At 61.4% G+C, this 16786-nt stretch carries 18 protein-coding genes; 7 read left to right on the forward strand and 11 right to left on the reverse strand.

Annotated elements, in window-relative coordinates:
• Positions 1 to 162: 162 nt before the first annotated feature.
• The 4 genes from M2401_RS10870 to cysK all read right to left on the reverse strand — a co-directional run bounded on the left by M2401_RS10870 (position 163) and on the right by cysK (position 4834).
• On the reverse strand, positions 163 to 1566 hold the full coding sequence (locus M2401_RS10870; protein ID WP_409033905.1) for an alginate export family protein: 1404 nt from the start codon (positions 1564 to 1566) through the stop codon (positions 163 to 165).
• A 119-nt stretch (positions 1567 to 1685) separates the two neighbouring features.
• Positions 1686 to 2606: a glyoxalase gene (locus M2401_RS10875; protein WP_259102622.1), complete on the reverse strand. Its 921-nt coding sequence runs from the start codon at positions 2604 to 2606 to the stop codon at positions 1686 to 1688.
• 140 nt (positions 2607 to 2746) lie between these two features.
• Positions 2747 to 3685: an aspartyl/asparaginyl beta-hydroxylase domain-containing protein gene (locus tag M2401_RS10880; protein WP_259102623.1), complete on the reverse strand. Its 939-nt coding sequence runs from the start codon at positions 3683 to 3685 to the stop codon at positions 2747 to 2749.
• Between the two features lie 174 nt (positions 3686 to 3859).
• Entirely contained in the window at positions 3860 to 4834 is a 975-nt protein-coding gene (gene cysK / locus M2401_RS10885) for a cysteine synthase A (protein ID WP_259102624.1), read from the reverse strand.
• Between the two features lie 319 nt (positions 4835 to 5153).
• Between cysK and M2401_RS10890 the strand changes: the two genes are divergently transcribed.
• Positions 5154 to 5999: a MoxR family ATPase gene (locus M2401_RS10890; RefSeq protein WP_259102625.1), complete on the forward strand. Its 846-nt coding sequence runs from the start codon at positions 5154 to 5156 to the stop codon at positions 5997 to 5999.
• A 21-nt stretch (positions 6000 to 6020) separates the two neighbouring features.
• Positions 6021 to 7199 (forward strand): VWA domain-containing protein, encoded by a 1179-nt coding sequence (locus M2401_RS10895; protein WP_259102626.1) that lies wholly within the window; start codon positions 6021 to 6023, stop codon positions 7197 to 7199.
• 191 nt (positions 7200 to 7390) lie between these two features.
• Here the strand turns inward: M2401_RS10895 and M2401_RS10900 are convergent, their stop codons facing one another.
• The 6 genes from M2401_RS10900 to M2401_RS10925 all read right to left on the reverse strand — a co-directional run bounded on the left by M2401_RS10900 (position 7391) and on the right by M2401_RS10925 (position 11973).
• A complete protein-coding gene (locus M2401_RS10900; RefSeq protein ID WP_259102627.1) occupies positions 7391 to 8317 on the reverse strand; it encodes a biotin-dependent carboxyltransferase family protein in 927 nt (308 codons plus the stop codon).
• On the reverse strand, positions 8314 to 9018 hold the full coding sequence (pxpB, locus tag M2401_RS10905) for a 5-oxoprolinase subunit PxpB (RefSeq protein WP_259102628.1): 705 nt from the start codon (positions 9016 to 9018) through the stop codon (positions 8314 to 8316). The genes M2401_RS10900 and pxpB overlap by 4 nt, the downstream gene beginning before the upstream one ends.
• Positions 9015 to 9767: a 5-oxoprolinase subunit PxpA gene (locus M2401_RS10910; protein WP_259102629.1), complete on the reverse strand. Its 753-nt coding sequence runs from the start codon at positions 9765 to 9767 to the stop codon at positions 9015 to 9017. Before M2401_RS10910 ends, pxpB begins: the two co-directional genes overlap by 4 nt.
• A 335-nt stretch (positions 9768 to 10102) precedes the next feature.
• Positions 10103 to 10630, reverse strand: a complete 528-nt coding sequence (locus M2401_RS10915) for a DUF2937 family protein (RefSeq protein ID WP_259102631.1) — start codon at positions 10628 to 10630, stop codon at positions 10103 to 10105.
• A 30-nt stretch (positions 10631 to 10660) separates the two neighbouring features.
• Positions 10661 to 11434: a class II glutamine amidotransferase gene (locus M2401_RS10920; protein WP_259102632.1), complete on the reverse strand. Its 774-nt coding sequence runs from the start codon at positions 11432 to 11434 to the stop codon at positions 10661 to 10663.
• Positions 11435 to 11493: 59 nt separating this feature from the next.
• Positions 11494 to 11973: an MFS transporter gene (locus tag M2401_RS10925; RefSeq protein ID WP_259102634.1), complete on the reverse strand. Its 480-nt coding sequence runs from the start codon at positions 11971 to 11973 to the stop codon at positions 11494 to 11496.
• 149 nt (positions 11974 to 12122) lie between these two features.
• Between M2401_RS10925 and M2401_RS10930 the strand changes: the two genes are divergently transcribed.
• Both M2401_RS10930 and M2401_RS10935 read left to right on the forward strand, forming a co-directional pair.
• Complete coding sequence (locus M2401_RS10930; RefSeq protein ID WP_409033906.1) at positions 12123 to 14180, forward strand: S9 family peptidase; 2058 nt, start codon at positions 12123 to 12125, stop codon at positions 14178 to 14180.
• 109 nt (positions 14181 to 14289) lie between these two features.
• Entirely contained in the window at positions 14290 to 14766 is a 477-nt protein-coding gene (locus tag M2401_RS10935) for a cyclic nucleotide-binding domain-containing protein (RefSeq protein WP_259102635.1), read from the forward strand.
• A 120-nt stretch (positions 14767 to 14886) separates the two neighbouring features.
• On the opposite strand, the gene M2401_RS10940 is transcribed toward M2401_RS10935, so the two are convergent.
• Complete coding sequence (locus tag M2401_RS10940; RefSeq protein WP_409033907.1) at positions 14887 to 15183, reverse strand: hypothetical protein; 297 nt, start codon at positions 15181 to 15183, stop codon at positions 14887 to 14889.
• A gap of 168 nt (positions 15184 to 15351) precedes the next feature.
• On the opposite strand from M2401_RS10940, the gene M2401_RS10945 reads away from it, so the two are divergent.
• The 3 genes from M2401_RS10945 to M2401_RS10955 all read left to right on the forward strand — a co-directional run bounded on the left by M2401_RS10945 (position 15352) and on the right by M2401_RS10955 (position 16741).
• Entirely contained in the window at positions 15352 to 15726 is a 375-nt protein-coding gene (locus M2401_RS10945; RefSeq protein WP_259102637.1) for a YajD family HNH nuclease, read from the forward strand.
• 71 nt (positions 15727 to 15797) lie between these two features.
• Entirely contained in the window at positions 15798 to 16298 is a 501-nt protein-coding gene (locus M2401_RS10950; RefSeq protein WP_259102638.1) for an RNA methyltransferase, read from the forward strand.
• 71 nt (positions 16299 to 16369) lie between these two features.
• Positions 16370 to 16741, forward strand: coding sequence for a DUF2892 domain-containing protein (locus M2401_RS10955; RefSeq protein ID WP_259102639.1), 372 nt, complete (start codon positions 16370 to 16372; stop codon positions 16739 to 16741).
• Positions 16742 to 16786 lie beyond the last annotated feature (45 nt).

Consider the following 16786-nt stretch of genomic DNA (forward strand, 5'->3'; position numbering starts at 1 on the left):
AGACCGGGACTGACTATAACCAGCGCCGAGGGAAATGCGCAACATTGTTTTGCAGCCAATGTGGGAGCGTGGCTTGCCCGCGAAGAGGCCGATACATTCAACCCATCTATCGTTGCCTGCAAGATTGCCTTCGCGGGCAAGCCTCGCTCCCACAGCCTGGGGCTACCACCCGAACTTCAATTCAACCCCCAGATAATTACTGTCATGCCCACCGGCATCGCGCACGGCCTGGCCAATGTCGTAATGCACCGCTTCGATGGCGCCGGTCAGGTTGGCGGTGAAGGCGTAGTCGGTGCGCAACTGGGCGTAGGCCCCGCTCCAGCGACCACCCTGCCCTGCCGTACCGGCCACGGGAATATTGGGTTGCACGTAGACCGCATCTTCCGTTGTTTCCCGCCATTGCAGGCCGATGGCGGTCATCACGGTGAGCTTGTTCAACGGCGTAACAGTCAGCGAAGGCTTGACGTGCAGCAGGTTGGCATAACCGGTGTAACCGGCCAGGGAGAAGTAGTAGCCATTGGGGAACAGCGGATTAAAGGTGCCCAGGGTGTTGTCGCCTTTTTGCCGGTCACCCGAGGCGGCGTCCAGTTGCAGGCCCAGGCGCGGGGTCCAGGGCTGATCCTTGAAGGTGTAGCCCAGACGGCTGCCCGCCGCCCACGCGCGGATGCTTTTGCCGCCGACCGAACCGGTCTGGCCCATGCCCTCCAGGTCCCAGTCGTAGCCTTGGGCGGCGCCGCCAAAACGACCATCGAAGACATTGCGGTGCTCGGCACCACTGGCGTCCAGATAGCTGGCGATATCGCGCTCGTACAACGCGTAATAGGCCGACAGCTCATTGCTGCCCAGTACCTGGCGCTCGACCCGCAGCATGTGAAAGCGCTGCTCATGGTTGGAGCGGTCATCGAAATTGCGTTCGTCCTGATACTGCACCGGGCGGCTGGCAATGCCGATGAAACGCCACTCCCCCGTTTCCCAGTCGGCCCACAGTGCATCGAAAGACTGCCGCACGTTGGGGCCGTCCCGGGACGAGATGAAGCGCTGCAAGTCGAAGGCAAAGTCCTGACGCCCGACCCGGGCCTTGAAGGTGTCGCCACCAAAAGCCCTGGTATATTCAAGAAAAGCCAGGCGCAAGTCAGTACGGTTCTGATCCGCAGGTGACAGGGTGGTCTTGTCAAAGGCGCGCACATCTTCAAGCTGAGTAAAGATGCGCCAGTTTTCATTCAGGTGCAGGTCGGCATGCACCTGAAAGCGCTGCAGCTGATAGGCATCCCGGGCGACGCCCTTGGTGCCGAAGCCGCTGGCATCCTGCATCTCGAAACGCTCACGCAACGTGGCGCCGAGGGACAGATACGATGCCGGATCGTCGGCGGACAGCGGGATGTATTTGAGGCTGTCCAGGGGTGCAGTGCGAAGCGCCGGATCGGCCAGCACGGACCAGTCTTCCTGCCAGCGATTGGCCTTGATGGCGGGTCGGGTTTCGCTGCTGTCGGCCTTGGCGCCAGCGGCGTACAAGGGCAACAGCATGGCCACGCACAGGCCGGTCAGATGGGTGGGGCGCATAGTCATGGTTCGTTCCCAACGCTATTCAAATGTGGGAGCGAGGCTTGCCCGCGAAGAGGCCGGTACATTCATCACATCTCTAGCGCCTGAAATACCGATTCGCGGGCAAGCCACGCTCCCACAGATTACTTGGCGACCAACTGATGAATTTCCGCGACATAACCGCCCGGGAATTTCACCACGGCCGCAGTCCGGCCATCAGTGCTGAACGGCTCGACCAGGGTGGTCACGCCCGCGGCCTTGGCCTTGTCGAGGATGTCCTTGAGGTTGCTGACTTCGTAGCCGGTGTTGTCATGGCCATAGGGGTACGGCAGGTGGCCGTCAGTGACCAGGACTGCCATCTTGCCGAAGTCCGACTCGATACGCAGGCGATGGTAGGTGTCGTTGGGACGCCCGATCTCGATGCCTGGGGCCTTCTTGTCATCGCTCACCACTTTGCCGTGGGAGAAGGCCAGGAAGGATTTGACGAAGGCCGCCTCGCGGTCCGCCGAGACATAGACGCGGTTCTCCGGCACGGTCTGGAACGGCGCGTAGCTGGGCACCGTGTTGTGCCAGTACAGCTGCATGTTCACGCCACCCGGCCACTGCACCACGGCATCGCGGCCGATGGGGTCCGGGAAGTCGGAGACGATGACATCTGCCCCGGCCTTGCGCGCTTCCTTGAGGGCGACATCAATGTCTTTGACCAGATAGCCATTGCGCTCGTATCCGAACGGGTGCGGGATCGGCGTCTTGAAGCCGAACAGCGAGACAGTGCCCACCGGCGTCTGGATCAACTGCGAAGAGGTGGTGCTCGGCGTAGGCGTCACCGTCACCACGTATTGCGGGGTGCTCTTGCCGCCAAAGGTAGCGGTGAAGCTCTGCACGAAGCTGTCGACATCTTCCGGCGCCACATAGACGTGGGTGGTGTCGTATTGCGGCGCCACGGCGACGGCGATGGCCGACTTGCTCGACGCAGCCAGCGCCGCAGCCGGAGCCACCACCGCCGCCACAGGCACGGACAGGGTGAGCACGGCAGCGGAAATCACGAAAAATCTGGAACCCATGAACAGCATCTCCTGGAGAAAGGACTGCGTTCATGCTCCGCCGAGTACCGGTGGTGAAATTGTATGGCTGTGCTTTCTTTGCCGGAAATGGCCGATTTAGAGCCCCTGACCGCGAACGGGCCAGGGGATGCATCGAAGGATCAGCCGAACAGCCAGTAGCCCAGCAGGGTTAAGACGATCACAGCCAATACCGGGCGCAGGATGCGGTAAGCCTTGGGGTTGCTGCGCTTGAATTGTTTGACCTTGCCGCTGAAACCGTCGCTGAAGCGCTTGCTCCAGGCATAGGCCTGGTTGATCCCGCCGACGCGTTCGTCGTCGAGGTTCTGCGGCGCGGTGGCGCGACCGAGGAAGGCGCTGACGCTGCGGTTGATCGAGGTCATCAGGCGCGAACGCAGTGGCCGTTCGATATCGCAGAACAGGATCACCCGGGTGACCTCGGTTTCGTTCTTGACCCAGTGCACGTAGGTCTCGTCGAACATCACGTCCTGACCATCGCGCCAGGCGTAGACCTTGCCATCGACAAAGATGCGGCAGTCATCGGAGTTCGGTGTCGACAGGCCCAGGTGATAACGCAGGGACCCGGCGAAGGGGTCGCGGTGCGGGTTCAGGTGGCTGCCACCGGGCAACAGGGCGAACATCGCGCCCTTGACGTTGGGAATGCTGTTGACCAGGGCCACAGTACGCGGACACAGGGTTTCGGCGGACGGCAGGGCTTTGTCGTACCACTTGAGGTAGAAGCGCTTCCAGCCTTTCTTGAAGAACGAACCAAAACCGGCGTCGTTGTTCTTTTCAGCGGCGCGGATATAGCCCTCGTCGAACAGGTGCATGGCTTCGTCGCGGATCACTTCCCAGTTATCGCGCAACACGTCCAGCTCGGGAAATTTGCTGCGGTCCAGGTACGGCTCGGACGGCACGCGGGAAAACAGGTACATCAAGGCGTTATAAGGAGCGAACAGCGCCGAATGGTTGACGAACTGGCGCAACAGGGGCAGACGCGCGGTGCCGCGCAGGTGCACATACAGCGTGCTGGCCACAAAAAGCATCAGAATCAATGCCTTGGCAGCAAATGACCACGTCATGAAGATCTCCTCGAAACGGCAATGAGCGGTCATCGGACGCGCCGCTGTCTTGATAAATGCCGTTGATAGTAAAGGACTGCACAGCACCGCCGGATGATGCAGGGCAAGATCCGGCGGGTTAGAAGGCGGCCATGATAAACCCTTGTGGCCGCTGCGGTCAGGTCCCTTGTCGCCTTACTGTTGCAACTCCTGATCGGTGAACAGATCGCTGAACAGCATGCTCGACAGATAGCGTTCGCCGGAGTCCGGCAGGATCACCACGATGGTCTTGCCCTGCATCTCCGGTTTTTCCGCCAGACGCACGGCAGCCGCCATGGCCGCGCCACAGGAAATACCGCAAAGAATGCCCTCTTCCTGCATCAGGCGCAGGGCCATGGCCTTGGCTTCGTCATCGCTGACCAGTTCAACCCGGTCAACCAACGACAGGTCGAGGTTTTTCGGGATAAAACCGGCGCCGATGCCCTGGATCTTGTGCGGGCTGGGCTTGATCTCTTCACCGGCGAGTTTCTGCGTGATGATCGGCGAGCTCAACGGTTCCACCGCCACCGACAGGATCGGCTTGCCCGCCGTCTGCTTGATATAGCGCGACACGCCGCTGATGGTGCCGCCGGTGCCGACGCCCGCGACCAGTACATCGATGGCGCCGTCGGTGTCGTTCCAGATTTCCGGGCCGGTGGTCTTTTCATGAATGGCCGGGTTGGCCGGGTTTTCGAACTGGGCCGGCATGAAGTACTTGGCCGGGTCACTGGCGACCAGTTCTTCGGCCTTGGCGATGGCACCTTTCATGCCCAATGGCGGCTCGGTCAGCACCAGTTCGGCCCCCAGGGCCTTGAGCACCTTGCGCCGCTCGATGCTCATGGACGCGGGCATGGTCAGCACCAGTGGGTAGCCACGGGCGGCCGCCACGAAGGCCAGGCCGATGCCGGTATTGCCGGAGGTCGGCTCGACAATGGTCATGCCCGGCTTAAGCCGCCCGCTGCTTTCAGCGTCCCAGACCATATTGGCGCCGATGCGGCACTTGACCGAGTAACCCGGGTTGCGGCCCTCGATCTTGGCCAGGATCGTCACACCGCGCGGCGCCAGGCGATTGATCTGCACCAAGGGCGTATTACCGATGGAATGGGCGTTGTCAGCGTAAATGCGACTCATGGCAAGCTCCTTGTTGGCAGTAATGAAGGGTTCAAAGCCTATGCCCACGGCCTGTGCACGTCCAGTATCGTTGTGGGAGCGAATTCATTCGCGAAGGCGGTATTTCAAACGATACAAATGCGTCGGATGTATTGGCCTATTCGCGAATGAATTCGCTCCCACAATCCCATAGGGCTCACATCCTCAATAGGTCGGGCGCTGTGCCGCCAGTCATCATGTGACGCTCCATTCAGCTACTGAATGCCCCGTCTGCGTTCACAGCGCCCGCAGCCGCACGCTATAGTCGGGGCATTATTGCGCTCCGTTCGAGGATTCACCGATGAAGTTCGAAGGCACCCAAGCCTATGTCGCCACCGACGACCTGAAACTGGCGGTCAACGCAGCCATCACCCTGGAGCGCCCGCTGCTGGTCAAGGGTGAACCGGGCACCGGCAAGACCATGCTCGCCGAGCAACTGGCCGAATCCTTTGGCGCCAGACTGATTACCTGGCACATCAAGTCCACCACCAAGGCCCATCAGGGCCTGTATGAGTACGATGCCGTCAGCCGCCTGCGCGACTCGCAACTGGGCGTGGACAAGGTCCATGATGTGCGCAACTACCTGAAGAAAGGCAAGCTGTGGGAGGCTTTCGAGTCCGAAGAGCGGGTGATCCTGCTGATCGACGAGATCGACAAGGCCGATATCGAGTTCCCCAACGACCTGTTGCAGGAACTCGACAAGATGGAGTTCTACGTTTACGAAATCGACGAGACCATCAAGGCCAAGAAGCGCCCGATCATCATCATTACCTCCAACAACGAGAAGGAACTGCCGGACGCCTTCCTGCGCCGCTGCTTCTTCCATTACATCGCCTTCCCGGACCGCCCGACCCTGCAACGCATCGTCGACGTGCACTACCCCGATATCAAGAAGGACCTGGTCAGCGAAGCCCTGGACGTGTTCTTCGACGTGCGCAAGGTGCCGGGCCTGAAGAAAAAGCCGTCGACCTCGGAACTGGTGGACTGGCTCAAGCTGCTGATGGCCGACAATATCGGCGAAGCGGTGCTGCGCGAGCGCGATCCGACCAAGGCCATCCCGCCCCTGGCCGGTGCCCTGGTCAAGAACGAGCAGGACGTGCAGTTGCTCGAGCGCCTGGCGTTCATGAGCCGTCGCGGCAGTCGCTGATTTCCCGGAGGTACGTCAGCCATGCTGCTCAACCTGTTCAACGAAATGCGCGCAGCCAAGGTGCCGGTGTCGGTGCGCGAGCTGCTGGACCTGATCAACGCCCTGAAACAGCGGGTGACCTTCGCCGACATGGACGAGTTCTACTACTTGTCCCGGGCGATTCTGGTTAAGGACGAGCGCCATTACGACAAGTTCGACCGGGCGTTCGGCGCCTATTTCAACGGTCTGGAAAAGCTCGATGACCACTTGCAGGCGCTGATCCCCGAGGATTGGCTGCGCAAGGAGTTCGAACGCTCTCTGACCGATGAAGAACGCGCGCAGATCCAGACCCTCGGCGGCCTGGACAAGCTGATCGAGGAATTCAAGAAGCGCCTGGAAGAACAGAAGGAACGCCATGCCGGTGGCAACAAGTGGGTCGGCACCGGCGGCACCAGCCCGTTCGGTTCCGGCGGCTATAACCCGGAAGGCATCCGCGTCGGCGATGCGGGCAAGCGCCAGGGCAAGGCGGTCAAGGTCTGGGATCAGCGCGAGTACAAGAACCTCGACGATCAGGTCGAACTGGGCACGCGCAATATCAAAGTGGCGTTGCGCCGCCTGCGCAAGTTCGCCCGTCAAGGCGCGGCGGACGAGCTGGACATCGACGGCACCATCGACCACACCGCCCGCGACGCCGGGCTGCTGAATATCCAGATGCGCCCGGAGCGACGCAACACCATCAAGCTGCTATTGCTGTTCGATATCGGCGGTTCGATGGACGCCCACGTCAAGACCTGCGAAGAGCTGTTCTCGGCCTGCAAGACCGAGTTCAAGCACCTGGAGTATTACTACTTCCACAACTTCGTTTACGAGTCGGTGTGGAAGAACAACCTGCGCCGCACTTCCGAGCGTTTCTCCACCCAGGACCTGCTGCACAAGTACGGCGCCGACTATAAAGTGATCTTCATCGGCGACGCTGCCATGGCACCTTACGAAATCACCCAGGCCGGCGGCAGCGTCGAGCACTGGAACGAAGAACCCGGCTACCTGTGGATGCAGCGCTTCATGACCAAGTTCAAGAAGCTCATCTGGATCAACCCCTACCCCAAGGACGCCTGGGGCTACACCACCTCGACCAATATCGTGAAGGATCTGGTAGAGGATCAGATGTACCCGCTGACGTTGCGGGGGTTGGAGGAAGGGATGCGGTTTCTCTCAAAATAAGAACGCAATTTGGATACGCATTGTGCGAGCGAATTCTGTGGGAGCGAATTCATTCGCGAATAGGCCAATACAGGCGATACATTTCTGTCGGCTGGAATATAGTCTTCGCGAATGAATTCGCTCCCACAGATTTCCTTCCACAGAATTCGCTTCCACAATGTCCGTGACCAAAAAAGACAGGGGCTTTGGTCTCAAGCAAACGCCTGCAGCGCGTTCAGGTAGTCCACCTGCCGCTGATGCGCCACGGTCTGCACCACCGGTTTCAAGCGCAGGGCAGCGCCCGGCAACATCTGCGCCAGACGCGCCAGGGACAGCGGCGTCAGGGCGCCAATCCGCGGATAGCCGCCGATGGTCTGGCGGTCATTGAGCAGCACGATGGGCTGGCCATCTGGCGGCACCTGAATCGCGCCCAAGGGGATACCCTCGGAAATCATCGGCGCGCCCTGATACTGCAGCACCGGGCCCAACAGGCGGATGCCCATGCGATCGGCGCGGCTGTCGATGGTCCACTCGCTGTTGAACGCTTCGAATGAACTCATGCCGCTGAACTCACTGATCTGCGCGCCCAGGACTACCTCCAGCGGCGTGTTATCGTCGAGCTTCGGTGCCTGCAAATCAGTGAGGCTGCGCAGCAGGAATGACGCGCCGGAATACGTCAGGCGATCGCCCTTGTTCAAGGCCTTGCCGTGCCCGTCCAGGCCGCCCAGTTCTTCACGACCAACCGTGGCGCAACTGCCCAGCACCTGGGGCGCATCGAAGCCGCCAGGGGCCGCCAGATAGGCGCGGGCGCCGACTTCGGGCTGGCCGAAACGCAGGCGTTGGCCCTTGCGCAAAAAGAAGCTGCGCCATGGCAGCACGGGCCGGTCGTCGAGCATGGCGCCAAGATCGGCACCGGCCAGGGCCAGGCAACAGTCTTCTTCGGCCAGCAGACTGAAACCGCCCAGGGTAATTTCGATCACTGCGGCGTCCAGCGGGTTGGCCAGCAGCGAGTTGGCCCAGGACATCGACACCCAGTCCGCCGCCCCGCCCTGGGTCACGCCCAGGTGACGCACGCCAAAGCGTCCGGCGTCCTGCAGCAGGCACAGTGGCGTGCTGCTCTCAATCAACAGTGCGGTCATGCCTGCGCCTCCAAAGGTGTGTCATCGCCGTCCAGCCGGACAAACTCGGCTCGATCGATCGCGGCAAACCGCACGCTGTCGCCGGGCTGCATCAGGCTGTAGCCGTCCAGTTCACGGTCGAACAGTTTTGCTGGCGTACGCCCGATAATGTTCCAGCCACCGGGGGACATCACCGGATAGGCCGCCGTCTGCTGCTCGCCGATCCCGACACTGCCCGCCGCCACCCGCTTGCGCGGGGTACTCAGGCGTGGCGTGGCGATGCGCGGATCGACCAGCCCCATGAAAGCGAAGCCCGGCGCAAAGCCCAGGGCAAACACTTGGTATTCGCGCTCACTGTGGCAACGGATCACGTCACTGACCGACAGCCCGCTATTGCGTGCCAGCAGTGGCAGCTCAGGGCCGACGCTGAGGTCATACCAGACCGGCAGGACGTGCTGCCGACCCTTGGCCTGAGGGTCCGGTGCCAGGTCGGCCATGGCCTGGGCGATCAACTGGCGCGCCTGCTGCGGGCCGACAGCCAGCAGGTCGTAATGCACCATCAGGGTGGTATAGGACGGCACCAAATCACGCAAATGGCTGCCAAAGGCCTCCCGCAGACGGGCGGTAGCGGCCAGCATCCATGGCATATTGGCTTCTTCGATGGCGTCGAACAGGCGCACCATCAGGCAATCGATGGCGACGATTTCTATGCGCCAGTTCATGAGGCCGACAGCTCGTCCAGGGACTGACGAATGCGCTGTACAGCCGCGATGGAACTGGCGTTGTCGCCATGTACGCACAGGGTATCGACGGCCAGACGCAGTTCGCTGTCGTCACAGGCGCGCAGGGGTTCGCCGCGGGCCAGAGTCATGGCCTGAGCGACGATGACATCGGGTTCGTGATGCACAGCGCCAATCAGCTTGCGCGACATCAGTCGCCCTTCTGCGTCATAACCACGGTCGGCAAAGGCCTCGAACCAGAGTTTCACGCCGTATTCGTCGGCGATGGCCTGGGCGGCACGGTTATCCCGCATCGCCAGGAGCATCAGCGGCAGGCTTTCGTCGTAACGGGCGATGCCCTCAATGACCGCGCGCAACTGGGTCGGGTTGGCCATCATGTCGTTGTACATCGCACCATGGGGTTTGACGTAACGCACATGGCCGCCCTGGGCTCGGCAGACGCCGTCCAGAGCGCCGATCTGGTAGTGCAACAGATCCTGGATTTCTTCCGGGGTACAGGCCATGGAGCGCCGTCCGAAGCCGACCAGGTCCGGATAGGCCGGGTGCGCACCAATCATTACGTCATGCTTGAGCGCCAGACTGACGGTCTTGCGCATCACGCTCGGATCACCGGCGTGAAAGCCGCAGGCGACGTTGGCGCAATCGATAAATGGCATAACTTCGGCATCCAGACCCATGGTCCAGGCGCCGTAGCTTTCGCCGATATCACAGTTGAGTAACAGGCGGCCCAAGGGCGTATCTCCTGTGCGGGACTATTCAGGTACAGGATTGAAGTCTAGCGCTCACCGCGCCGCAACAAGCCATTCTTGTGCTGGCATTCTTGAGGGGCGCGCTCGGGACGTCCAACTAATAAAAGCCGCTGGGGGGGATAAGAAAAGTTGATGGGTAGAAAGAACGCGCAGGTTCAGATCACTCACCTGTACGAGGCGAACCATGTGGGAGCGAATTCATCCGCGAAAGCGGTATTTCAGCCGATGAAAATGCATCGTCTGTACTGACCTCTTCGCGGATGAATCCGCTCCCACAGAATTCGCGCCTACAGCCTGCCGTCTTTCCCGGCGGCCACTCAGCGCCAGTCGCGCTCAAAGGTCGGCTTGCGTCGCCGTCCACCATTGACCACCCAGCCCAGCAGCAGGAAGACACTCTCGATCACCAGTGCCAGCACCAGTGCCGAGACGATGCCCCAGGCAATCACGTCCGGCGACATCAAGACCTGCCAGGTGTAACCGTTGTAAGTCTCGCGGCGGATATCGTCGTCGGCGAATACTGCGACGTGCCAGGCCTTGGCGTACCACGGCCCCTGCATGGCCAGCCACTCACGGTCGAGGATCTGGGTGCGTTGCATCAGGTTGGCGATGGTGTCGGCATCACTGCGAAATACCGGATCATCGCTGCTGCGGTAATGCTGAATCAGCGCCTGCACATCGCCCTTGAAGAACTGCTGCGCGGTTGCGGTATAGCCCTTGAAGCTTTGCTGCGCCTCGATCAGGTGCGCCTCGACCCGTTTGCCATAGTCACTGACAAAACCGGGAATCTGCACGCCACACAACAGACCCGCCGTAAACAAGACCAATCGCAGATAACTTCGCAGCATTTAGATCCCTCTCGTTATGGTTATGGGTACTCAGCCTTGCCCTTGGGCCACACACTCACCGCGACGCCATAACGCCCACTGGCCGGGCTCGTAACGGTTCCAGGTTTCATTTTCGGTCAGGGGTTCGGTGGCGATTACCGTGACCACGTCGTTGGGCGTGGTTTCCGCCTGAAAGTCGACAATCACATCAACGTCCTTCAATCGCGCCGGGCCAAAGGGCGCACGACGGGTAATCTGCGCCAGTTTGGTGGTGCAGAAACAAAATAGCCAGTCGCCATCACTGAGCAGGCAGTTAAACACGCCCTTGCCGCGATACTCATTACAGGCATCGACCAGTGAAGGCAGCAGTTGTTCGATGTCGACCGGCTCAGGGAAGGCTTCGCGCACCCGGTTGAGCAAGTCGCAAAACGCCGCTTCGCTGTCGGTATCGCCCACCGGCCGGTAGAAGCTGGCCGGTGGCTGGAAGTCGGCGAGCTGGCCGTTATGGGCGAAGCACCAGTTGCGGCCCCACAGCTCACGGACAAAAGGATGGGTGTTGGACAGGCAGACCTTGCCGACGTTGGCCTGGCGGATATGGCCGATGACCACTTCGCTCTTGATCGGGTAGCGCTGCACCAGTTGCGCGACTTCCGACTCGCTGCTCGCCGCCGGGTCCTGAAACAGGCGCAGGCCGCGCCCCTCATAGAAACCGATACCCCAACCATCACGGTGGGGGCCGGTGCGACCGCCGCGCTGCATCAGCCCGGTAAAGCTGAAAACGATGTCGGTCGGGACATTGGCACTCATGCCCAATAGTTCACACATGCTCGGGTTCTCGCTTCAATCCTGTGACTCAGCTGGCGCCTGCCAACGAAGCGGAAACTCTACAAACGCGGCTCGACCCTGGCACGACTGGCGTTGACCGCCGGTGCCGGCTTGCGCGCGGCAGGTCGGGCGAACGGCTCGTCGTCATCCTCGGCATCCGCTTCACTGGCTGGCTGTTCGGCCACTGGCTGGGGCTGACGGGCCTTGCGGCTCTTTTCAATCGGCCAGCGAATCAGCACGAACAACAGATACAGGCCAAAGGCGAACATGCCGTACATCAGCAGGTCCGACGCCGCACGCCAGACGTTGCTGCCGACCTTAAGCGCCAGGTCCATGGCACTGATGGCCAGGGCCGGAGCGTATTGCTCGCGCGCCGGATCGACGATAGTCGGGGTGAACAGCAGCACCAGACCGATCACGCGCAATGGCTCTTTCACATAACGCCACATCCAGCCGGTCAGCTTGAGCCACACCCACAGACATCCCAGCGCGGCGACGGCGTAGAGGCTCCAGGCGATCGTATAGTCGTTGTTGATCATGGTGTCCGTGGTAAGGCAGGTAGAGTGGCGCTTATGATAACGGCTTTTCGCCCAACGGGCTTGCCCGGCATAAGTATTCGCCCGCCAACCCTGTAAATCAGGCGCTACGCCAGGCCCCTTACGGTTTGCACCTTCTTAGAGACCCGCCCATGTCCGCATCCAAAGCCCTCACCGCAGCCCCGACCGCCCGCCGGGCCGACGGCACCGATCCCTACGCCTGGCTGCAAAACCGCGACACTGACGAAGTGCTCGACTACCTCAAGGCGGAAAATGCCTGGCAGGAACAGCAACTGGCCACAGAAAAAGACCTGCGCGAGAGCCTGTTCCAGGAGATCAAGGGTCGCATTCTGGAAACCGACCTGTCGCTGCCCTCCCCCTGGGGCCCGTTCCTGTATTACACCCGCACCACCGAAGGCGACGAGTACGCCCGCCACTATCGTTGCCCGCGCCCGGCGGACGATTCCCAGCAGGTCGATGAAAGCCGTGAAGAACTGTTGCTCGACCCCAACGTACTGGCCAACGGCGGTTTCTTCTCCCTCGGCACTTTCAGCATCAGCCCCGACCATCAGCGCCTGGCCTACAGCCTGGATACCAGCGGCGAAGAGGTCTACCAGTTGTACGTCAAGGAACTGGCCAGCGGCGAAGTGCGCAGCCTGCCGTTCGAGGACTGCGACGGCAGCATGACCTGGGCCAACGACAGCCAGACCCTGTTCTTCGGCGAACTGGACGACACCCATCGCCCCGGCAAGCTGTATCGCCATCAACTGGGCGAAGAAGGCGCCGAACTGGTGTTCGACGAGCCGGACGGGCGCTTCTTCCTGCATTGCTATCGCAGCAGCTCCGAGCGGCAACTGATTGTGCTGCTCAACAGCAAGACCACCAGCGAAGCCTGGGTGCTGGATGCCGAGCATCCGCAAGACAGATTCGTCTGCCTGGCGCCTCGGGTCGAAGGCCATGAGTATTTCCCCGATCATGGCCAGGTCGATGGCGTCTGGAGCTGGCTGATCCGCAGCAATCAGGACGGCATCAACTTTGCCCTCTATCAGGCGGCCGAACAGCCCAGCGCCGTGCCGACCCGCGCCGATTGGCAGACCCTGATCGCCCACGACGAAGCTGTCATGCTCGAAGGCGTCAGCCTCAACGCCCAGGCCCTGAGCCTGAGCCTGCGTGAGGGCGGTCTGCCGATTATCGAAGTGCGCCCGCAAGGCCTGCCCGCCTACCGCGTGCAACTGCCGGACGCCGCCTACAGCCTGTATGTGCAGGACTCCCTGGAGTTCAACAGCGACAAGATCCGCCTGCGCTACCAGTCCCTGAACCGTCCGGCGCAAGTGCGTCAACTGACCCTGGCGACGGGCGAACAACAGGTGCTCAAAGAGACCCCGGTGCTCGGCCCGTTCGACGCCGACGCCTATGTCAGCCAGCGTCTGTGGGCCACGGCGCCGGATGGCACCCAGGTGCCGATCAGCCTGGTGGTCAAGCGCGAACTGCTCGGCCAGGCCACACCGCTGTACCTGTACGGTTACGGCGCCTATGGCGAAAGCCTCGACCCGTGGTTCTCCCATGCCCGCCTGAGCCTGCTGGATCGCGGCGTGGCCTTCGCCATCGCTCATGTGCGCGGCGGCGGCGAACTGGGCGAGGCCTGGTATCGCAATGGCAAGCAGGAGCACAAGCAGCACACCTTCGATGACTTCATCGCCTGCGCCGAACACCTGATCGCCCAAGGCCTGACCCATTCCGAGCAACTGGTGATCAGCGGCGGCAGCGCCGGTGGGCTGTTGATCGGCGCGGTACTCAACCAACGCCCCGAACTGTTCAAGGCGGCGATTGCCGAAGTGCCGTTCGTCGACGTACTCAACACCATGCTCAACCCCGACCTCCCGCTGACCGTGACCGAATACGACGAATGGGGTAACCCGGCCGAGCCTGAGGTCTACGCACGCATCAAGGCCTACGCACCGTACGAAAACGTCAGCGCCCAGGCCTATCCGGCGATGCTGGTGATCGCCGGATACAACGACAGCCGGGTGCAGTACTGGGAGGCGGCCAAGTGGGTGGCCAAGCTGCGCACCCACAAGACCGACGACAATCTGTTGCTGCTCAAGACCGAACTGGGCGCCGGGCATGGTGGCATGAGTGGGCGTTATCAGGGATTACGTGACGTAGCTCTCGAATATGGATTTATCTTCAAGGTGCTGAAGCTGGCCTGATGGAACTACGGCCCGATCCCCTGTCTTAATATCTTCAGCCCGCCGACTTGCGTCGCGCGGGCTTGCAACCTTTCAATAAAATCGCCAGACAAAGCGACACGACCGAACCATGGCAGAACAACCGTCTTACCTGAACAACGCGATCCGCGACATGCTGATGGACTGCGGCATGTTCGACGCCCTGTCGCCCGTCGATTTTCAGGCGGCGGCGGGTTATTTCAGTATCAGCAGCATCGCCAAGGGCGAAGAAATATTTCATGAAGGCGATGCAGGGACCTTCATGTGCATCATCGACGCGGGCAGCGTGTCGGTGCAGAAGCTCAGCCCGGATGGTCAGCAGGTCGAAATCGCCGTATTGCGCCGAGGCCGGGCCCTGGGCGAGATGGCCGTACTGGACGGCGAACGCCGGTCGGCCACTTGCATCGCCGCCTCACCTTGCCAGTTGTTGAACCTGGGCCGGGATTCGCTGGACAAGATGATCGAAGAAGCACCGAAGATCGCGGCAAAGATCATTCGTGCCCTGGCGATTTCCCTGTCCAAGCGCCTGCGTATGGTCGATGGCCAGCTGCTAGCGCAACAGGTTTAAGGTCTAGACACAGAAACCCTGTGGGACCGGCTTTAGCCGGGAAGGCCCTAAAAAGCAATACATTTGCATTGATCCTGCCAATGCCTTCCCGGCTAAAGCCGGTGCCACCGAAACACTTCTTCAAGGCTTGCCCGGCGCATCCTTGTCGGCATCGGGATTCTGCTCAAGCCCCGGCAGCGCCTGATCCTTGGGCGGACGTGGCACTTCGATTTTCGGCAGCAGGGGCGAGTTGCCCTGAGTGCCGCCAGCGCGCGGAATGCTCGGTGGCGTGACTTGCGGGTAAGGCGTCGGCGTAGCAGTACCCGGTGAGCCCGGCGTCAGCTCGGAGGCTGGCGGCTGGGTGTTATCAGCCTGGGCAACCCCTGCCATGAACGGTACAACCAGCAGCGCTGCAGCAAGCAAAATAAAGCGTTTCATCAATGGCCTCCCATGCCATGCAGTCAGAATGCGGCTCAGGCTACTCCTTGCCTGGCCTGTGCGGGCAAAAACTTGCCTGGCCCGCCAGTTCATCCGTCAAAAGTCGGCAGCCGAACGCAGCGCGAAGCGCTAGACTGGCGCCATTACTGAACATGAACAGGTGACCCCATGAGCTCGGCCAATCCTCCCTCCAACACCGCCAAGCTGGACCGCATCCTCGCTGATGCCCAGCGTGACCGCGAGATGGGTTATCGCGACAAGGCGCTGCGCATGTATCCCCACGTGTGCGGACGCTGCGCCCGGGAGTTCGCCGGCAAGCGCCTGAGCGAACTGACCGTGCACCACCGCGACCACAACCACGACAACAACCCCCAGGACGGCTCCAACTGGGAGCTGCTGTGCCTGTACTGCCACGACAATGAACACTCGCGCTACACCGACCAGCAATACTTCTCCGACAGTTCCCTGAGCACACCCAAGACCGCCAAGGCGACGCACAATCCGTTTGCGGCACTTGCTGGATTGATGAAGAAAGAAGACTGATCCCCCCGACGGCAGGCACCCAAGCGGGTCCTGCCGTATAATCGCCCGCTTTTCCCAGCGAGCAACTCCCCGTGGCCAACAAACGCTACGCCTGCATCGGCCTGTACAACCCCAAGTCCCCGGAAAACGTCGGTTCGGTCATGCGTGCCGCCGGCTGCTATGGCGTGGCTTCGGTGTTCTACACCGGCAAGCGCTACGAGCGTGCCCGTGACTTTGTCACCGACACCAAGAAGATCCATCAGGACATCCCGCTGATCGGCATCGACGACCTGAAGAACATCCTGCCCTTGGGCTGCATTCCAGTCGCGGTGGAATTGGTCGATGGCGCCCGTTCATTGCCTGAATACACCCATCCGGATCGCGCGCTGTACATCTTCGGCCCGGAAGACGGCTCCCTGGACAAGGAGATTCGCGACTGGTGCGAAGACGTGGTGTACATCCCTACCCAGGGCTGCATGAACCTGGCGGCGACGGTCAACGTGGTGCTTTACGACCGCATGGCCAAGGGTAACAACACCCGTTCAGGCCCGCAGTTCGGCCGTGAACAGGTCGATCCGTCTGCCGAACGCTGATCCAATGGAACAGTTCGGCGCAAGGGGAGTCAGTTGAACTGACCCGACTTTTTCCGCCAAGGAGAACCCTCATGAGCGACACCCCGATCATTGAACGCATCGAAACCCCGCTGCATAACGGCAATGTCCAGCAGAACGTACAGGGCTGGGAGCGCATTGGCTCCCTGGCCGGCGGCGTGCTGATGATGGGCAAGGGATTGCGTCGTGGCGGCCTGCTGGGGCTGGTGCAACTGGCCGTTGGTGGCGCCGTACTGGCTCGCGGCATCACCGGCCATTGCTCAGCCAAGAGCCTGCTGGAAAAGACCCGCAGCGACCTTGACGTCGCCCGCCTGCGCGTTCGTCGCGCCGGAGCCGAGCTCAGCGCCCTGAAGGACGATGCCGAGGCCCTGGCCAAGGATGCGGTGAACAATGCGGCCGACGCGTTGAAGCCGACCAGTCATTGATACAACGCAAGAGCCCATGGGAATTTTGTGGCAGCGAATTCATTC

Origin of the sequence: Pseudomonas sp. JUb42 (genome assembly GCF_024807945.1) — a bacterium.
In the GTDB taxonomy this organism is placed as follows: domain Bacteria; phylum Pseudomonadota; class Gammaproteobacteria; order Pseudomonadales; family Pseudomonadaceae; genus Aquipseudomonas.

Excerpts from the sequence above, each read along its gene's own strand:
- M2401_RS10945 (WP_259102637.1), top strand. The coding sequence starts at position 15,352 with ATGAGCTCGGCCAATCCTCCCTCCAACACCGCCAAGCTGGACCGCATC.
- M2401_RS10925 (WP_259102634.1), bottom strand. The coding sequence starts at position 11,973 with ATGATCAACAACGACTATACGATCGCCTGGAGCCTCTACGCCGTCGCC.
- M2401_RS10940 (WP_409033907.1), bottom strand. The coding sequence starts at position 15,183 with ATGAAACGCTTTATTTTGCTTGCTGCAGCGCTGCTGGTTGTACCGTTC.
- M2401_RS10920 (WP_259102632.1), bottom strand. The coding sequence starts at position 11,434 with ATGTGTGAACTATTGGGCATGAGTGCCAATGTCCCGACCGACATCGTT.
- M2401_RS10900 (WP_259102627.1), bottom strand. The coding sequence starts at position 8,317 with ATGACCGCACTGTTGATTGAGAGCAGCACGCCACTGTGCCTGCTGCAG.
- pxpB (WP_259102628.1), bottom strand. The coding sequence starts at position 9,018 with ATGAACTGGCGCATAGAAATCGTCGCCATCGATTGCCTGATGGTGCGC.
- M2401_RS10870 (WP_409033905.1), bottom strand. The coding sequence starts at position 1,566 with ATGACTATGCGCCCCACCCATCTGACCGGCCTGTGCGTGGCCATGCTG.
- cysK (WP_259102624.1), bottom strand. The coding sequence starts at position 4,834 with ATGAGTCGCATTTACGCTGACAACGCCCATTCCATCGGTAATACGCCC.
- M2401_RS10930 (WP_409033906.1), top strand. The coding sequence starts at position 12,123 with ATGTCCGCATCCAAAGCCCTCACCGCAGCCCCGACCGCCCGCCGGGCC.
- M2401_RS10955 (WP_259102639.1), top strand. The coding sequence starts at position 16,370 with ATGAGCGACACCCCGATCATTGAACGCATCGAAACCCCGCTGCATAAC.
- M2401_RS10875 (WP_259102622.1), bottom strand. The coding sequence starts at position 2,606 with ATGGGTTCCAGATTTTTCGTGATTTCCGCTGCCGTGCTCACCCTGTCC.
- M2401_RS10880 (WP_259102623.1), bottom strand. The coding sequence starts at position 3,685 with ATGACGTGGTCATTTGCTGCCAAGGCATTGATTCTGATGCTTTTTGTG.
- M2401_RS10895 (WP_259102626.1), top strand. The coding sequence starts at position 6,021 with ATGCTGCTCAACCTGTTCAACGAAATGCGCGCAGCCAAGGTGCCGGTG.
- M2401_RS10890 (WP_259102625.1), top strand. The coding sequence starts at position 5,154 with ATGAAGTTCGAAGGCACCCAAGCCTATGTCGCCACCGACGACCTGAAA.
- M2401_RS10935 (WP_259102635.1), top strand. The coding sequence starts at position 14,290 with ATGGCAGAACAACCGTCTTACCTGAACAACGCGATCCGCGACATGCTG.
- M2401_RS10915 (WP_259102631.1), bottom strand. The coding sequence starts at position 10,630 with ATGCTGCGAAGTTATCTGCGATTGGTCTTGTTTACGGCGGGTCTGTTG.